This window comes from Bacteroides sp. AM16-13 (genome assembly GCF_003602705.1).
Classification (GTDB): Bacteria; Bacteroidota; Bacteroidia; order Bacteroidales; family Bacteroidaceae; genus Bacteroides; species Bacteroides xylanisolvens.
In genome coordinates, this window is record NZ_QTLK01000024.1 from 86,756 (window position 1) to 105,603 (window position 18,848).

Consider the following 18,848-nt stretch of genomic DNA (forward strand, 5'->3'; position numbering starts at 1 on the left):
AATCAGCTTTGCAGAAACTCACAAAGTTTCTGTACAGCCAGTGCACGATGGCTGATTTGGTTTTTTATATCATTTCCCAATTCGGCAAAAGTCCGGTCATAACCTTCAGGCATGAATACAGGATCGTAGCCAAATCCGGAATCACCACGTTTTTCTTTGATTATTTCGCCTTTTATCACTCCTTCAAAGAGATACTCCTTTCCGTCCAGTATCAACGAAATAGCGGTGCGGAATTGTGCTTTACGGTTTTCCTTTCCGTCCAGTTCGTGAAGAAGTTTGAGCATATTAGCCTGGGCGTCGTGTCCTTCACCTCCTGCATAGCGGGCGGAATAGACTCCGGGAGCTCCGTTCAAGGCTTCCACTTCCAATCCCGTATCATCGGCAAAACAATCCAGATGATAGTTTTTGTAGATATAGGAAGATTTTAATAACGCATTTCCTTCCAGTGTTTCGGCTGTTTCGGGAATATCCGTTTGGCAACCGATATCATTGAGACTTAATAATTCTACTTGATCTCCCAGGATAGCGGCTACTTCTTCCAGTTTATGAGCATTATTGGTAGCAAATACAAGTTTGCGTTTCATCATCTTATTTTTTGTTTTAACAGGGTTGTTCACTACTTATCAACCGGTTCTTATTTTACTTTCAGCTTATCGAATCCTTCGCCATACACACCGATAACGGAACTTTGAGAGATAAAAGCATTCGGATCAATGCGTTTTACCAAACGGAAAATTTCGAGTGACTGACGTTTCTTGGCAAGTACTACCAATACTTTCACATTGTTTTTACTGTACCATCCCGTACCGTCGAGTACCGTTACTCCCCGGTCGGCGTCTTTAATGATACGGTCGGCTATTTCATCATATTTCTTGGAGAAGATGAAGAATTGAACCGATTGACGGGCACTGTTGATAATCCAGTCGAGCACAACACCAATGATAAACAAGGTGACAAAGCCGAAAATAACCCGGCGCCAATCATGAAATATAAAGTAACAGGAACCGATAATGAATACATCACAGATCATAATCATTCGTCCGAGTGATACATCTCTGTATTTATTAACAACAGCAGCGATAATATCTGTTCCACCCGTACTTCCGTTGTAGTTGAAAGTGATGCCCAGACCTACACCACACATGGCTGCACCGATAATACAAGCCATAAAGTCCTGTCCTGTACCAAGCAACAGCGGCTTACCGTCTGGCGTCATATCCGGTGCTTCTATATAATTGTTCACCACCAACTGGAATAACCAAAGCAGGAAAGTCAGCGTAAAAATAGCATAAGTGGTTTTTATACTAAATTTTGGACCTAATACCCGGATTGCGAAGGTCATCAGAACTGCATTAATGATGAAGTATGACCATTGGATTGGGAATCCTGTTGCATAATAGATAATAGCCCCGATACCGGTAGTTCCTCCGGTAGTTATCTGATAAGGTAACAGGAATGCAGCCCATCCCAAAGAATAGCTTATCAATCCGAGAGTGATGTAGATATAATCTTTCACTTCTCTCATTATTTCCGCTTTTGTCAGTTTATGCATGGATTTTAAGTTCAAGTATTAAGTAATAAGTATTAAGTATTAACCTGGCGGATATATTTGGAAAACGACTACGGATAATACTTAATACTTATTACTTAATACTTATTGTTTTATACTTAATACTTTAAATTACAACGTTTACAATCTTTTTCGGAACGACAATGATCTTTTTCGGAGTCTTGCCATCAATCCACTTCTGTGAACGTTCGTCTGCCAATACTGCGGCTTGGATAGCGTCCGAAGCTTCATCTGCTGCAAATTCCATATTGAAACGTGCCTTTCCGTTGAAAGAGATGGTATAGTTGATAGTATCTTCTTTCAGATATTCTTCGTTGTATGCAGGCCATTGGGCGTTGCATACGGAAGTTTCGTGTCCCAATACATCCCACAACTCTTCGCAGACATGTGGAGCGAAAGGAGCGAGAGTGATAACGAGCTGTTCCAGAATCTCTTTTTTGCTACATTTCAGGTTGAAGAGTTCGTTTACGCAAATCATGAATGCGCTGATAGATGTATTGTAAGAGAACTGTTCAATATCACCAGTCACCTTCTTGATTAATTTATGAAGGCTCTTCAATTCTTCTTTTGTTGCAGGTTCGTCCGTTACCAGATATTCGTCCGTACGGCTGTAGAACAACGACCAGAATTTACGAATAAAACGGTGTACACCGTCGATTCCGTTTGTATCCCACGGTTTAGACTGTTCTACCGGGCCGAGGAACATTTCATACATACGAAGTGTATCTGCACCGTATTTCTCAACAATCATATCCGGATTGACTACATTGAACATAGATTTACTCATCTTTTCAATTGCCCATCCGCAGACATATTTTCCGTCTTCGAGGATAAATTCGGCTGTTTTATATTCAGGACGCCATGCTTTGAATGCTTCCAAATCCAAAATATCATTAGATACGATATTTACGTCTACGTGAATAGGGGTAACTTCGTACTGATCTTTCAGGTTCAGTGAAACGAAAGTATTGGTGTCTTTGATACGATATACAAAGTTACTGCGACCTTGAATCATTCCTTGGTTTACTAACTTTTGGAAGGGTTCTTCCATTACAGACACACCCATGTCATACAGGAATTTATTCCAGAAACGAGAATAAATCAAGTGGCCTGTTGCATGTTCGGTACCACCTACATATAGGTCTACATTTTTCCAGTACTGGTCAATTTTCGGATCAACTAATGCCTGATGATTATGCGGGTCCATGTAGCGGAGATAATAAGCCGAAGAACCGGCGAATCCCGGCATGGTGTTCAGTTCCAGCGGGAAGACGGTTACATGGTCAATCTTCTCATTTTCTACGACACATTTGTTTACTGTATCCCAAGCCCATTTAGTTGCGTGTCCTAATGGAGGCTCACCTGTTTCGGTAGGCAGGAATTTAGCGACTTCCGGAAGTTCCAGCGGCAGGCTGGCTTCGTCAATCATATAGGGCATTCCGTCTTTGTAGTAAACAGGGAACGGCTCACCCCAGTAACGTTGGCGAGAGAAAATAGCGTCACGCAGACGGTAGTTCACTTTCACACGGCCCAGATTGTGCTCTTTTACATATTTCTTGGTTGTTTCTATCGCTTCTTTGATGGTCAGTCCGTTCAATGAAAGATCACAGTAAGGAGTGACATCAAGACGCGGAGAGTTGCAAACAATACCTTCTTTTGCATCGAAACTTTCTTCGCTTACATCACAGCCTTCTACCAACGGGCGGATTTCCAATCCGAAATGTTTGGCAAATGCGTAGTCGCGGCTATCATGAGCAGGTACGGCCATAATAGCTCCTGTTCCGTATCCGGCCAGTACGTAATCGCTGATCCATACAGGTACTGCTTCACCTGTGAACGGATTGATAGCATACGAACCACTGAACACACCGGTAACACTACGGTCGGCAATACGTTCGCGTTCCGTACGTTTTTTGGTACGATCGAGGTAGGCGTCTACTTCTGCTTTTTGTTCAGGAGTCGTTAACTGTGCCACCAATTCACTTTCCGGAGCCAATACCATAAAGGTAACACCGAACATGGTATCTGCACGAGTGGTGAAAATAGTGAATTCGAGGTCACTGTCTTTTACTTTGAATTGCACTTCAGCACCTTCCGAACGTCCGATCCAGTTTCTTTGGGTTTCTTTCAGAGAATCTGTCCATTCGATTGTGTCCAATCCGTCGAGCAAACGTTGTGCATACGCAGATACACGCAAACACCATTGGCGCATTTTCTTCTGGATAACAGGAAAACCGCCACGTTCGCTGACTCCGTCTACTACCTCGTCGTTAGCCAGTACAGTTCCTAATTCGGCACACCAGTTTACCATTGTTTCACCCAGATAAGCGATACGATAGTTCATCAGGATTTCCTGCTTTTCTTTTTCGCTTTTGGCGTTCCACTCTTCGGCAGTAAAGCTGATATCTTCGCTGCAAGCGGCATTGAGTCCTTCGTTTCCGTAGATGGCGAAGGCTTTTTCCAGTTCTTCGATAGGACGGGCTTCCTGTTCGTCGTTACAATAATAGCTGTTGAACATTTTTTGGAAGGCCCATTGGGTCCAATGATAATATTCCGGGTCGCAAGTACGGATTTCACGGTTCCAGTCGAAAGAGAAACCTATTTTGTCCAACTGCTCGCGGTAGCGGTTGATATTGTTGACGGTAGTGATGGCGGGATGCTGTCCGGTTTGGATGGCATACTGTTCTGCCGGCAGACCGTAAGCGTCATATCCCATCGGGTTGAGTACATTGAAGCCCTGCAGTCGTTTGTAACGGGCGTAAATATCCGAAGCAATGTATCCCAGCGGATGACCTACGTGTAGACCAGCTCCTGATGGGTAAGGAAACATGTTTAGTACATAAAATTTTTGCTTCGAATCATCTTCCGTAACTTGGTAGGTTTTCTCTTCTACCCACCTTTTCTGCCACTTCTTTTCAATTTCTCTGAAATTGTACTCCATAGTGATAAAGTTTTTATTTATAGTGATTTATACTGTTATTTCTAATTCGAGGCACAAATTTACGTGTTTATTTTCAGATAACCACGCTTTCCCTATTGACTTTCTTCTTTTTATTTTGTATATTTGAGGTCAATAATAATAAAGAAATAACAATGAAATATATAAATTTTATTACATAAAGTTCAATAGGTTAATATGCGAATTGCATAATGAGGATAACGAATGGGCAAGAAACTGTGAAGGTTCTTGCCCATTTTTGTTGCAATAATTCTATTTTAGGTATTGAAAGTGTCAAAAAAGAGTTTATAATAAACTTGGATACCGTTTATAATAAACCTCTTTGTTATTTATTAAAAACTTGAATAGAGTTTATTCGATTTCGAGGCTTTCGTGTAAAGAAGAAAGAATGATTGCAATGAATAACCGGCATCTTCTTTTCTTTTTTAATAAATAATTTCTACAATATACTGAATGAGTGTATTGATTATATTATTTTACAATATGTCATTGTTTTGCTCGGTAATCGATCATTCAACGTAAAAAGCTCCTGTTGTCTGTTCAATCAGTTCGGACTTATGAGTCAGTTCCGGATTGAATAGAAACCATCATTGAGTCAAAAAAAATGCAGAAATCGTCTGTCATATCATATAATTCTGTAATTTTGTTGTGCAAGCCCTGTAAAACTAAAACTGCATTTCCAAGTTAATCTTTTAATACTAAAAAATACATATAAGTATGAAAATGAATCTTCATTGTTTTGCGAATCTTATCCCGATAATGATTCTCGCGCTTTTCTCGAATAGCGGACTGATAAACGCAACCGAAGTCGGAAAACGTACTGACGCATTGGAAGCATCAGCCTGGAACGAATCCCAATGGATTTCCGCAGTAGACGCCCCTGTAGTGAAAGGACATAACAACGGTCGCGCAGCCGATGGCGCGAGTTGGTTCGTGTCCACCGTGAAAAACGAACAGAAAATTGTCTCTGCCAAGTGGATGACCGCTGGACTGGGAGTTTACGAGTTGTATGTGAATGGGAAACCCGTAGGCGGGGAATTTCTGAAACCGGGCTTCACACACTATGCCAAGACCAAACGTTCTTTCACCTATGATATTACAGACATCATCCGTACCAAGCCAAACGCCGAGAACATGCTTTCCGTACAGGTGACGCCGGGATGGTGGGGTGACAAAATCATAACCCCCGGAGGATATGACGGCATGATAGGCAAGAAATGTGCCTTCCGTGGTGTACTGGAACTGACTTTTTCTGACGGAAGCAAAAAGCGTTACGGTACTGACCTTAAAAACTGGAAAGCCGGAATTGCCGGCCCGGTGAAACATGCCGGTATCTTTGACGGAGAAGAGTACGATGCACGCGAGCCGATGGGCTACGAATGTGTGGACAAACTTTCCACCCCCGAAGAGAATACAGAATTCTCCGGCGACATCCTGCCTTCGGACGGAGCGGAAGTCTATCTGCGTACTGATCTCGCCCTCGCTCCTGTCAAAGCATACGTTTGGAAGAATGTAGAAGGAGCAAAGGAGAATGAGTTCGGTAAGGTAATTATCGCCCGTGAGTTCGCATCGGGTACGGAGATGACCGTAAGTCCGGGAGAGACGTTAGTGGTGGACTTCGGACAAAATTGTGCCGGCGTACCCTCTTTCGTATTCAAAGCCGCCGAGGGAACGGTGCTGACCTGCCTTCCTGCAGAGCTGCTCAATGATGGCAACGGTGCCAAGATTCGTGGCATGGACGGTCCGGAAGGAAGCTGCCATCGCGAAAACCTGCGCATCCCCCACACCAGCATCCGTCTGGATTACACCTTTGCTGGCGGAGATAACTATGTGGCCTATTATCCTCACTGCACCTTCTTCGGTTACCGCTATGTCTCCATAACTGCCACCGGGAATGTTGCCATCAAGTCGTTGAAGTCCATCCCCGTTACTTCCATCGCAAAGGAACTGGAGACCGGCACTATCACCACAGGCAACGACCTTGTGAACAAGCTCATCTCCAACACTTATTGGGGACAGCTATCCAACTACCTGTCTATACCCACCGACTGTCCGCAGCGTGACGAGCGTCTGGGCTGGACAGCAGACACACAAGTGTTTGCAGAAACCGGTACGTTCTTTGCTAACACCATGAAGTTTTTCCATAAGTGGATGCGTGACATGCGCGACACTCAAAACAGTTTGGGTGGATTCCCCGGAGTGGCTCCCTTGGCACAATACGGTGATGAGAAAATGCGTTTGGGTTGGGCCGATGCCGGAATCATTGTGCCCTGGACGGTATGGAAGCAATTCGGTGACACGCAAATTATTGAAGAGAGCTGGAACGCCATGGACCTGTTTATGAACCACATCAACGACACCAAGTATAATCACGAGACTCTCTGCGGTGAGAACGGCAACTACCAATGGGCTGACTGGTTGAGCTACGAACCACTGGAAAGTTGTAGCGGACTCGCTTTCTCTCCCCAAGGCCCGCTTCCTGATGCCGTCAGCTATTGGAACTATTTGAGCGCTTCTTACTGGGTGATAGATGCTTTCATGATGCGGGATATGGCTGCCGCCACTGGTCGCGATGCCGCCAAGTACCAGCAAATGGCCGATTCGGCAAAGGCATACATCAAAGAGAACTTCCTCAACGAGGACGGCACTTTCAAAACCGCCATCCTCAACACCATGCAAACTCCTGCCTTATTTGCCCTAAAGAACCAGCTTGTGGAAGGCGAAGCCAAAGCGAAGATGATAGACCGCCTGCGCGAAAACTTTGCACAACACGATCTTTGCTTGCAGACCGGATTTCTGGGCACATCTATCCTCATGCCCACCCTCACGGAAAATGGCATGGAAGACATTGCCTATGAACTCCTCTTCCAACGTAAGAACCCAAGTTGGCTGTATTCTGTGGACAACGGAGCCACCACCATCTGGGAACGGTGGAACAGTTATATGATAGACAAGGGAATGGGACCGCGCGGCATGAACAGCTTCAATCATTATGCCTACGGATGTGTATGTGAATGGATTTGGGAAACCGTTGCCGGCATCGCAGCCGATCCTGCCACTCCCGGCTTTAAGCATATCATCATGAAGCCCATTCCAGACAAGCGACTGGGACATGTGACTGCCGAATACCGTTCCACCGCCGGACTCATCAAGAGTGCCTGGAAATACGAAGGTGACACTTGGATTTGGGAATTCACCATTCCTAAGGGTGTTACCGCTACCGTAACCCTTCCCGGAGAGGTGAAGTCAAAGGACTATGGAAGTGGAACTTACAAAGTGACCAAATAAAGTATATAGTTACTCATGTATAAATTTGATATTTAGGCTGTATCCCGAAGAGGAATACAGCCTCTTTTCTCTTGTTTTGGCTATTTTAAAAGGGAGATATTTGAAAAACAAATCGTACATGAAAGGAGAATGTAAAAGGTTGATATATTATTTTACAATATATGGTTTACATCTTGTCTTTCTCTTCTTTTTCTATCATCTCATCGTAATATGCCATGCGTGCGGCACATTCCCGAATAGTAACTTCGTGTAGCACCTCTGTTTGTGCCAGCATATACTCATATTGCTCTTTGCTAACGGTGAATAGTCGGTTATATCGCGCTTCGACATATGCTCTGCATAATTTATCAAAGGCTTTATTATCTTCGAAAGTATGGGTTGGAAATACATTTGCGAATTCTCGTGAACAGCTTTTAACCATCGCTCCCAACACTTTCAATTCATGAGATTTAGGGCGAAAGCCGCTATACACAAGCGTAAATGTTTTGTAGAAACGCTCGCAGGCTTGATGTAATAAGAAAGAACCGTATTTAAAATTACCATTTTTGTAAGCAGTGTGTCCTGAATCTAGGAAACATTCTCCCATGTCGAAGCATTCTGCATATTCTTCTTCCGCATATTGCTTAATTTCCCGAAACGGCAATTTCTCCGGTTTGCCAATCTGAAACGTACCATCGTCATACAACAGAATACCATCTTTTATAATCTCATAGAAGAAATAATGCTTCCTTCTCATAGCCCGATTAATGGTCGTCGGATTTTCTACAATAATACTAGGGGGAGCCGGACGCCGCTTTCCTTCCATTCTTTTATCATATTTGGGGACGATAACTTCGCGCGCATGTCTCTCTGCATTAGTAGCATCTTTCGTATCACATATCACCAGAATATCCAAATCACTTTGGTAGTAAGTACTCCCGTACCCGTCGAATGTTTCATCCCAGATGACATATTTTCCTCGTGCATAACTTCCATACAGGATAATCATACGCACTTTCGAAAGATTCGACAATATCAGTTCTTGCAGCACCGCCAGCTCTTCTTGCGTGCGTTTGGGTAGACGTTTTATTGATCTTTTCATATTGTCAGCCTATCTGTTTTTTGCATAATGCGCTTGTAATGCGAGTTTCTTTTTGTATTAAACCTCTTCACATATTAAATCTCTTCGCATATCGGCATATCCATTCCTTTGTACACAACCACAATCTTATGAAGCTGTGTAGTGCCTACTGCTCTTTTCACCGTATCAGTGTCAGCATAGCGATTGGCTTGGTCAATAGCTTCCAGTCGCAGTTCTTCCACGCGGTTTTCAGGGTCTTTATACTTGGCATATTTCAGTTCCACAATGTAGCTGTGCTTCATGTCTGAATAGATATCCAGTAGCGGACAGAGGAAAATGTCGACATAGCCTGCCTGTGTGTCCTGTTCGGAAATGGGACGGTAGAAACGGTTTTGTGCCGTCATGGCAAGCGTAAAGCCGTGGACAAAAAATTCACCTTTCTGCTTGTCACGCTGGGAGGTGTAGCGTTTCAGGCAGTCAGCAATATAACCGAAATAGGCTTTCCAGTCGCCATCGTAGGCAAGAGCGCTGGCAAGTTCGTTCTTTTCGTAACTACTGAAATTGAGTTCGGCTTCGTTATAGGTACTTAGCAGATAAGTGTAGATTTGTTCGCGGACTACCTGATTAGGAATGGTGAGTTTGGTCTTTCCTTTATACGTGCCACTAATGGTGAGCATACCGAAATAGTAGAGCAGGCTCACAAAGTTGTCGGGGTTGGTAATATTGACGGCAGGAAAACCTTTTTTCAGTTCTCCGGTGACGTAGCCTTCGCTCACCAATGTTTGTATGATGGAAGCATCATGGGCAAACTCTTTGTCCTTCCGGATGAGCATACGTAATTTTTCGTAATCGATACGGATATTGTCTTCTACCATATCCCGGGGGGCTTTGCCTCGTTGAATATAATTCTTGACGAAGTAGAGCACCATATTTGAGTTGTACATGGTGGTTTCGCCATAACATTCTTCCGCAAAGCAGTAGTTGTCATACCAGGGTTTCATTATTTCTATCAATTCGTCCACACTGTGGTTGAATGGACTGGTGGTAGAATAGTAAGTGAGCATTTGGCGCACTTCTTCTTCCGTGAAACCTATCATCTCGTTGAATTCCGGCGTGAGCGAGTAGTTGGTTCCGATGTTGAAACCGCTTGTGAGGTCGTCCATTGTCACGGGGCTTACACCGGTAATGAAACAACGCTCGATACTGGAATAAGTTCCAGCTTTAATTTTATTGAAGAAGGCGCGCAGATAACCTTCGCCATGTGTTTCGTCCGTATAGCGGTACAGGCTTTCTATATCCGAGAGGATGGCATTGGTGAAATGGTCGTATTCGTCAATAAAAAGGTAAATACGTTGGTTGGTCTTATTACATTCTGTGAATAGGTATTCAAATTGTTCGACAGCTCCTTCTTTTTTGTCGAGTTCTTCCTTGATGCCTTTGGGGAGATAGTCGGCGTAAATATCACAGAAATAGTCGAACATTGTTTGGCAATGCGCATCCAGTCCTTTGCGATAGTTGTGTAGTTCGCCTACTATTCCGGAGAAGTTGAGGTATAGTACCAGATAGCTGTTCCGATCGCGCGTAGGGTGCTTTCCGATGTAAAGGTCGCCAAACAGGGCATCGAACTTATCCTTGGCAAGTATATCATAATAGTGCTGCAACATATTTACTGTGAGGCTTTTGCCGAAACGGCGCGGACGAATAAAGAAGAAAAACTTGTCCGCCTCTTCTATCATGGGTATAAACCGGGTTTTGTCTACATAATAACAGTCGTCGCGGCGGATTACTGCAAAGTTCATCATGCCGTATGGGATACGTTTCCTGTCCGGTGCTATATATTTTTCCATAACTTATACCTTATTTTAGGAACTTTCTTTGAACATAAACAAAGGTACGGGCTTTTTGTTACTTCTCCAAACAAACATTCCATAACTTCTCGCTATCTTTGCACTCTATTAAACAAACATCACCGCCATTATGGAATTGAAGCATGGATATTACCATCTGATTGCGATACTTGTAGTTGCTATCTGGGGATTGACTTTCATATCAACCAAAGTATTGATTAATCACGGACTGACCCCACAGGAGATATTCTTCTATCGTTTTCTCATTGCCTATCTGGGCATTTGGGTGATTTCTCCCAAACGTCTGTTTACGAGTAATTGGAAAGACGAACTTTGGTTGATGGCAGGAGGTTTTTTCGGTGGTTCACTCTATTTCTTTACAGAGAATACAGCTTTGGGAATTACGCAAGCATCCAATGTCGCTTTCATCATTTGCACAGCTCCCTTGCTTACTACCATTCTCTCCCTTCTCTTTTATAAGAGTGAAAAAGCCACCAAAGGTTTGATTTATGGTTCCATATTAGCTTTAATTGGGGTGGGACTGGTGGTCTTCAACGGTAGTTTTGTACTCAAATTATCTCCGGTAGGGGATTTGCTCACTTTACTTGCCGCCCTGTCGTGGGCATTTTATAGTTTGGTGATAAAGAAAATGACAGGGCGTTACCCCACTATATTTATCACCCGCAAAATATTCTTTTATGGAGTATTGACCATACTTCCCGCCTTTCTTCTTCATCCGCTGCAACCGGATTTCGATGTACTTTTAAAACCGGTTGTATTATCCAATCTCTTATTTCTGGCCGTCCTGGCATCCTTGGTTTGTTATGTCCTTTGGAATGTGGTATTGAAACAGTTGGGAACCGTTAGAGCCTCCAATTATATCTATCTCAATCCGTTGGTGACTATGGTAGCTTCGGTTATCATTCTCCACGAAAAAATCACGTGGATTACATTATTGGGAGCAGGTTGCATTATTTTTGGAGTCTATCAGGCAGAAAAGAAATAAATAGGTAAAAACACACAAGAAATAACAAATACAAGAATGACAAAAAGAAAAAAGAAACGCATCAGCGAAAAGATGCGGAGATACAATCTCAGCTTACAGCGTCCCCAAGAAGAATTCCGTCGGCGTGTGATAGAGTGGGAGAGAATGAGGAAAGAAAGGGAACCGGAAGAAAGGAGGAAAGAACGGCGGAGAAAATGGAAGAAATGGCTTGGATTAGCCGATTTTACTGAATATGACGGTCCGTTTCCCATTTTTATATGTGCAGTATTCTTTTTAGTGATTTTTTTAAGTGGAATAAGTTTATGTGTTTTAGGATTGTTCAAGGATCCATATAAAATTCAAATAATGCCCATCTTGCAAGGTCTACTTTTAACTATTTGGGGTGCGAGGGCTTTGATCATCTTTTATCCTATTCTAAAAGTAGTCATAATCGCTTTATTTAAAGATAGAAAAAAGTAGGGGTATTCTCAAAATAAAGAAATATGGCAATTGCTTCATTGCGAATTACATGGATTACTTTGATGGGGCAGCTTGTATTATAATTGGGTGTCTATCTGGCAGAAAAGAAATAAGAAAGAATTTTTTCTATATGCAAATAAGAAATTCTTTCTTATTTCAGTTTGAATGACAGATCTGTTTTATATCTTATTTAGCGAGTAATTGGAGAATTTTATTACTAACATCGCTGTTTTCCTGAACACCACCAAAAAGCTTGGATTGTGGACCGTATGCAAACAGTGGAACCATGATTGGTGTATGTCCTTTAGATACAAACATTGCTTTCATTTTGCCTTCTTTTATGTTTCCGTCACGTAAAGCTAATGCTCCGGTTTCATGATCAGCTGAAATAATCACTAATGTATTTCCATCTTTTTCTGCAAATCTGATAGCAGCTTCTACCGCCTTATCAAAGTCCAATACTTCACGGACAACTGCCGAATAATCATTGCTGTGCGCACTTTTATCTATTCGGGCACCTTCTACCATTAAGAAGAAACCGTTAGTACTCCTGTTCGAAAGATAGTCAATAGCCATTTGGGTGGTAGACGGAAGGAAATCTCCCCGGTTTTCGTTTACAGAAGCCGTTTTGCTCTTTGTGGGTAAATATCCCAGTTTTTTAGATTTCTTGATAGCTTTGTCATTCGGCTCTTCTATGATGGTAAACTCTTTTTTGATTTCCTTTTGAACGTTTGGTGCTTGTTTTTCAAATAGTTCATAACTACCGGCAGAAAAGAATGTCAGCTTACTGTTAGGAAGATCTGCCCAAATTTCTTTAGACATTCCACGTTCCGGTTGGTGAGCAAAGAAAGCAGCAGGAGTAGCTCCGTCGAGATTGTCAGTGGTAACGATTCCTGAAACGTAGCCATAGCCGGATAACTTCTCCGGTAAGTTGGGAATAACTTGGTTATTTTCATCCATTCCGAGTGCTCCGTTTTTAGTTTTTTTTCCGGTTGAGTAAGCAGTTCCGGAAGCAGCTGAATCTGTTGTAAACTTGTTGGCGGATTGCGTTCTGACGAAACCGCATGTTTTTAAATTAGTGATAGTAAGCTGTCCTTGATTGGCATACATTCCTGAACAGATATGTGCCAGTCCCATGCCGTCACCTATCATTAAGATGACATTCTTCACCGGTTTGTCGGTAGCATCCATGTCAAATGAAGGAACATACGAACTTTGTGGATTTTCGTTCTTAAAATCTCCTTTGACGATTTCTTGTGCTGATAGATTATAGCAAAAGAATAAGGAGAAAATAAATAAATGAGCTTTAAATTTTACATTCATGGTTAATATGTTTTTAATTAGAAGTAAGTAATTCGGATATGTTGACTGTATCGTATGGCTTTTCTCCAAATGCGGCATAATATTCTAATTGCATCTTGTTGTTTTCTTTGTCAATAGAAAGGATGCCGTAGCCCGGTAAATCCATTTGTTTGAAAAAACGGATATGGGGAGTTTCTTTATCAATCCATTCCATACGCTGTTGTAGAGTAGAAGGTTGCCATTGTGGGTGTGCCGTTACTAATTTAGGACCATAGTCTGTAACTACATTGTTCGGAACCAGCATATTTTTATCTTTGATGACACTGTTGACGAGAATCTGAACGATAGGTCCCCAAGGAGTGTCCCGACAGACAACGGAGTATAGATGCAGATGTGCACAGAGCACGATTGCTTGTTGACTGGCAATGATTTGCAGCAATTGTTCCCTCTTGGCATTATCTTGTCGGAATACATGCCAGCATCTTTCGTTTACCGGAATCACAGGCTCGTGTAACATGACAAACTTGTAAGTAGCCTTCGAACCGGCTAGTGACTTTTCTAATTGTTGTAGCCCTTCCGGATTCCGATCCCATGGATCATAACACACAAATAATACATCATCAAGAGTAGTAGTGTAATTGGCTGACTGTAAGGATGGATGTCCTGCCAATCTTGCCATATTGGGTAAGTATACTTTTTCAAAAGCTTCTTTAGCCCCTGGCCCTGTGATATCATGATTACCTTTAGTCATAATGAAAGGTACTTTCAGATTCATTTTGTTGACAGCTTTAAAGGCACTGTTAGCCATCTGTATTGCTTTTTGTGGGGAACCGGCCAATCCTTCTGACAAGTCCCCCATTTGCAGAACGGCTTTTATTGACGGCTGGTGTTTTTGAACTTGCCCGCTGATTATCCGGGAGAATTCCGGCCATGTATTTTTCGTGAATACTGAATATTCTTTGGTAACTTGGCGCAGATCATCCGGTTTGGTGGATAACCATTCCATATCGTGATCTTCCAATAAATCATAGTGTATATCTCCCAACAAGAGAAATGAAACTTCTTTTTCATTTTGCTCTTGGGAGTATGATTGCAGAGAAGTCAAAAGCGATAAAAGGACAAATAATATTTTATTCATATTCTGTTATTTATTCATTTCAAAAGAAGGGGGTACACTGTCTGCCGCCCAATTCTTATTGGGAGTGTTTCCCATTGTAAATTCCAGTTTGCCGCCATTCATCAGTTCTTTATGTTCGAACCAGGATTGGTTCCAATCTTTGCCATTTAATTTGGCTGATTGGATATATTTATTTGTCGGCGAATAGTTGTGCGCAATGACTTCGAATGATTTGCCGGCTCCTGTTTCAATAACTGCTCTTTCGAACATAGGAGTTCCGATGACATAAATAGGCAAACCAGGAGTAATAGGATAGAAACCTAGCATGGAGAAGACTACAAATGCTGACATTCCTCCGCCATCTTCGTCGCCCGGGAGTCCCATCAGGTCATTTCTAAACCATTCATCGAGCAATGTCCTTACTCTTTTTTGAGTTCTCCAGGGCTCTCCTATATAGTTGTACAGATAAGGAATGTGCATACTGGGTTCATTAGCCATTGAAAATTGACCTACATTACCCGTATGATCCGGTAATTGCGCATAAAATACATATTTGGCTTCGCCCAATGGGGTGTTATACATCGTTTCAAGATTATTTCTGAATGCTTCTTTCCCTCCCATCAGTTCAATTAAATCAGCAATATTATGGGGAACATCCCATCGGTATATCCAACCGTTATTCTCGCCGTATGCTTCACGAGCACCTAATCCACCGGCAGTGGCATAATCAAAGGGTTCTATGAATTCGCCTTTTGCATTTTTGGGATGGAAGAATTTTGTTTCAGGATTGAAAATATTCCGATAGTTTTTACTCCCTTGTAGAAAGTAGTTATAGTCTTTCTCATACCCAAGTTGTTTGGCTATTTGTGCCAGACACCATTCATCGTAAGACGTACCTAGAGTGACGGCTACTGGTTGGCGTTTTTCAAATGGGTGTACTTCGTCAGCTGTTTCTTGTTCTCCCGGTGCCAATGCCGGTAAATATCCGTTTTCCCAATAGAATTTTGTGATTTCACCTCCCTTTATGCCTGACCACGGGGCTAACGTTTTTTCTGTAATACCAAGTTTGCAGGCTTCGTAAGCAGCTGATAAATCAAAGTTACGGATTCCTTTTATATATGAATCAATAACAGTGGCTACACCGTGATTGGAATTCATTCTACGGCTGTCTCCCGTAACTTCAGGAAATGTAGGCATCCAGTTATGTTCCATTTGTTGTGCCATTCTGATAAAAGACTGAATCATGTCAGCTTCCATTTGTGGTTCGATGATAACACGTAAGGGGTGGACTGCTCTATACGTGTCCCAAATCCAATCGTCGGTATAAAATGGGATAGAATCTTTGTGGATACTATTGTCGAAAGCACTGTAATAGCGGTTGTCTTCCGAAAGGCAAATCATCCGTTCGTAAGTCCGGTAGAGAGAAGTATAGAATATTGCTTTTGCATTTTCGTCTATTCCTTCCACTTTGATTTTACTTAATGTTTGGTTCCAGATGTTTTTGGCAATGTTCATCTGGTTTTCTACATCATAATCTTTTATTTCCCGCTGTAGGTTGGCTTTTGCTTGCTTTTCATCAATGAAGGAAATGCCGTAGCGAACTTTGATTGTTTTTATATCTGTTGAATATAAGAGAGCGATACCCACGTTCTTGCCTTTTATGGCAGTGTGGCTGTGATTTATTTCTTCTTTGCTGACAGTCATCGTTTTTTCCGGCAGTGCGGAAGTCTCCATATAAACATATACTTTGGTTTGATGATCTATGTTCTGATAGCCGGAAATGGTATTCTCCGTAGTTTTAAGCTCACCATTGGTGGTACTAAGTATTAAATATGGAGCATCGTTTTTCCGGAAACTTAGTTCATAGATTCCTGCCTGGTGGGAAGGAGCGAATTTAGTGGAAACCTCTTCTTCTTCAAAATAGGAAGAATAGGAATAGGGTTTTATCACTTCATTATCATAACAATAGTAATATACCGGTTGTAATCCGCTTTCTGCTCCCTGATAGAAAGACAGGCTGAATGCAGACTTTCCCCGATGCGAGGTAACAATGACCGGTAAGCCTTTTATTTTATCAGAAGTGTAATCTGCTCTTTCCGGATAGATGCGGAGCATACTATTGGGAAGATGGACAGTTGGGTAAGTAGGAACTAACAAATGACTGATATTCCCCATATAGGGATTTACATAGTCAACCGGAGTTAACACTACCTCTTGCTTGTTGCTGCATCCATTGACGATTAAAATCATTAACAGTACTAACGGAATGAATTTTCTCTTGTACATAAACAGATTTTTTTATTTTTCGATGGTTTTAATTAGATTTGCTGTAAATATATAGTATTTTGATTAATGAAAACTTAATGTAACCTTAAAATCTATCTTCTACAAATATTTTTTTTGTAAAGTTTCGCCATTAAGAGAATATTAATCTAATATTAATCACCATAAAATATCTTTGGTTCATCTTTAATGCATTAATCAATACTGTATTCTTTAATTTAATAATTAAGTATTATGAAAAACTACTTCCTATTCTTATTCTTTTTAGTAATAAGTGTATCGGGTTATGCGCAAGGAAAGCGTATAACGGGTAAAGTGACAGATGCTGCGGATGGAATGCCTATCATAGGAGCTACGGTGGTAGCTGTTGATCCGGATGGTAAGACGAACGCTAAATCGGTAGGTACAATTACCGATATAAATGGTACGTTTACACTTAATGTGCCTAATGGATGTCAAGAATTGAAATTTTCGTATGTCGGAATGGAGACGAAAACGGCTAAAATTACCGGTTTGACTCATATCAATGTATTTTTGGCCAGCACGGCGAGGGCTCTTGATGAAGTGGTTGTTACCGCTCTTGGAGTGACGCGTGAAGCTAAGAGTCTTAATTATTCACGGCAGAGTGTAAATGCGGAAGCCTTGGCAGAAAATAGTAGTGGCAATCTGATATCTTCTCTTTCTGGTAAGGTGGCGGGGGTTACCATTACTCCTCCGGGAACGAGCAATGGTAGTGCGCGTATTGTCATTCGCGGAACAAGCTCACTGACTGAAAACTCACAGCCCGTATTCGTGATTGATGGTATGATTATTGAAAACGAACCGGGTGATACAAGTGTGACCGTTGATGGTGGTACAGGTTCTACCGACCTTGGTAATCCGGTAGCGGATATCAATCCGGATGATATTGAAAGCATTGAAATTTTGAAGGGACCGAATGCAGCTGCACTTTATGGTTCGCGTGCAGCACAGGGGGTTGTATTGGTGACAACTAAACGTTCGAGCACATTCGAAAAAACAAAAGTATCTTATAGCGGAAATTTTCAATTTGAAAAAGTAAATCAGTTTTTAGATTATCAGAATGGTTGGGGAACAGGAGAGAACTCTTATTTGCTTGACCATAAACTGACACTTCAACCTAATGGTAACAGGCTACAGACAGATTTACCGAATTTCAGTGGTTATAATTCTTCTGCAGGTGCTAAATTGCGTAGCTGGGGAGCACCTTTGTGGGATCAGGTTATCTATGGACATGATGGTGTACTTACTACTCATTCTTCACATCCGGACAATGTGAAGGATTTCTACGAAACCGCCCATCGGTACACGCATACATTGGCTGTGGAAGGTGGTTCGAAAAAGAATAATTATCGCGTATCGTATACGAGAAGTAAGGGTAATAGTGTAGTACACGGTATCAATGAAAGCTTTAAAGATATATTCAATCTCCGGTTGATGAATACGATTACCAAATGGATGACTTTAGATTCTAAAATGACTTACTCACATGAAAAGGTAGACAACCGTCAATATATGAATGGTTCGGATAAGAATCCTATATATGCGTTTGTTACTCTTCCCCGTTCGCTTTCTATTGATGTGTTGAAACATTATAAGGATGAAAATGGAAATGAAATGATTCCGATTGGTGAACGTGGTTATAATCCGTATTGGAATATTTATGAAAATACGAACTCTGACACGCGTGACAGAGTGAGCGGATCGATGAATCTGGAAGTAAAATTACTTCCGGGCTTGAAGGCGGTAGGTAAAGCCGGACTGGATGCTTATTGGTGGAAAGGAATGGAGTTCTTTAATCTGGGTGCACGTAGTGATGTGGACGGTGGTATGAAGAACTGGATCAATAACAGTACTTCTACTAACTTTGAAGCTTTATTGATGTATAATGCGAATCAGTAGTTGAACTCTGATTCCTTGTTTTAGAAAATTAGATAAA

The 18,848-nt window shown here is 41.8% G+C and carries 12 protein-coding genes; 4 read left to right on the forward strand and 8 right to left on the reverse strand.

Features of this window, described 5'->3' with window-relative positions; all coding sequences use genetic code 11:
* Positions 1-2: 2 nt before the first annotated feature.
* The 3 genes from DW173_RS18230 to leuS form a co-directional block, all read right to left on the reverse strand.
* Positions 3-584, reverse strand: a complete 582-nt coding sequence (locus tag DW173_RS18230; RefSeq protein WP_004314157.1) for a non-canonical purine NTP diphosphatase — start codon at positions 582-584, stop codon at positions 3-5.
* 50 nt (positions 585-634) lie between these two features.
* The gene (locus tag DW173_RS18235) at positions 635-1,552 is read right to left on the reverse strand and encodes a YitT family protein (RefSeq protein ID WP_118408015.1); all 918 of its coding nucleotides are present in this window, start codon (positions 1,550-1,552) and stop codon (positions 635-637) included.
* Positions 1,553-1,676: 124 nt separating this feature from the next.
* A complete protein-coding gene (gene leuS, locus DW173_RS18240; RefSeq protein ID WP_120144930.1) occupies positions 1,677-4,511 on the reverse strand; it encodes a leucine--tRNA ligase in 2,835 nt (944 codons plus the stop codon).
* A 735-nt stretch (positions 4,512-5,246) separates the two neighbouring features.
* Here leuS and DW173_RS18245 point away from each other — a divergent pair.
* Positions 5,247-7,817, forward strand: coding sequence for a family 78 glycoside hydrolase catalytic domain (locus DW173_RS18245; protein ID WP_120144931.1), 2,571 nt, complete (start codon positions 5,247-5,249; stop codon positions 7,815-7,817).
* Between the two features lie 166 nt (positions 7,818-7,983).
* Here DW173_RS18245 and DW173_RS18250 read toward each other — a convergent pair whose 3' ends face one another.
* Together DW173_RS18250 and DW173_RS18255 are read right to left on the reverse strand one after the other, a co-directional pair.
* A complete protein-coding gene (locus DW173_RS18250; protein WP_004298698.1) occupies positions 7,984-8,898 on the reverse strand; it encodes a HEPN domain-containing protein in 915 nt (304 codons plus the stop codon).
* A gap of 74 nt (positions 8,899-8,972) precedes the next feature.
* The gene (locus tag DW173_RS18255; RefSeq protein WP_120144932.1) at positions 8,973-10,724 is read right to left on the reverse strand and encodes an AAA family ATPase; all 1,752 of its coding nucleotides are present in this window, start codon (positions 10,722-10,724) and stop codon (positions 8,973-8,975) included.
* 130 nt (positions 10,725-10,854) lie between these two features.
* Here DW173_RS18255 and DW173_RS18260 point away from each other — a divergent pair, with 130 nt between their 5' ends.
* Both DW173_RS18260 and DW173_RS18265 read left to right on the forward strand, forming a co-directional pair.
* Positions 10,855-11,730: a DMT family transporter gene (locus tag DW173_RS18260; protein ID WP_120144933.1), complete on the forward strand. Its 876-nt coding sequence runs from the start codon at positions 10,855-10,857 to the stop codon at positions 11,728-11,730.
* Between the two features lie 36 nt (positions 11,731-11,766).
* Positions 11,767-12,189 (forward strand): hypothetical protein, encoded by a 423-nt coding sequence (locus DW173_RS18265; RefSeq protein WP_008023617.1) that lies wholly within the window; start codon positions 11,767-11,769, stop codon positions 12,187-12,189.
* Positions 12,190-12,375: 186 nt separating this feature from the next.
* Here the strand turns inward: DW173_RS18265 and DW173_RS18270 are convergent, their stop codons facing one another.
* From DW173_RS18270 to DW173_RS18280, 3 genes are read right to left on the reverse strand one after another with little or no spacing between them, the layout of a single operon-like run.
* A complete protein-coding gene (locus tag DW173_RS18270) occupies positions 12,376-13,512 on the reverse strand; it encodes an alkaline phosphatase (RefSeq protein WP_120144934.1) in 1,137 nt (378 codons plus the stop codon).
* A gap of 13 nt (positions 13,513-13,525) precedes the next feature.
* Complete coding sequence (locus tag DW173_RS18275; RefSeq protein ID WP_120144935.1) at positions 13,526-14,629, reverse strand: metallophosphoesterase family protein; 1,104 nt, start codon at positions 14,627-14,629, stop codon at positions 13,526-13,528.
* 6 nt (positions 14,630-14,635) lie between these two features.
* Positions 14,636-16,894 (reverse strand): GH92 family glycosyl hydrolase, encoded by a 2,259-nt coding sequence (locus DW173_RS18280; protein ID WP_120144936.1) that lies wholly within the window; start codon positions 16,892-16,894, stop codon positions 14,636-14,638.
* A 231-nt stretch (positions 16,895-17,125) separates the two neighbouring features.
* On the opposite strand from DW173_RS18280, the gene DW173_RS18285 reads away from it, so the two are divergent.
* Positions 17,126-18,811: a TonB-dependent receptor plug domain-containing protein gene (locus DW173_RS18285; RefSeq protein ID WP_233562212.1), complete on the forward strand. Its 1,686-nt coding sequence runs from the start codon at positions 17,126-17,128 to the stop codon at positions 18,809-18,811.
* The last annotated feature ends 37 nt before the right edge of the window (positions 18,812-18,848 follow it).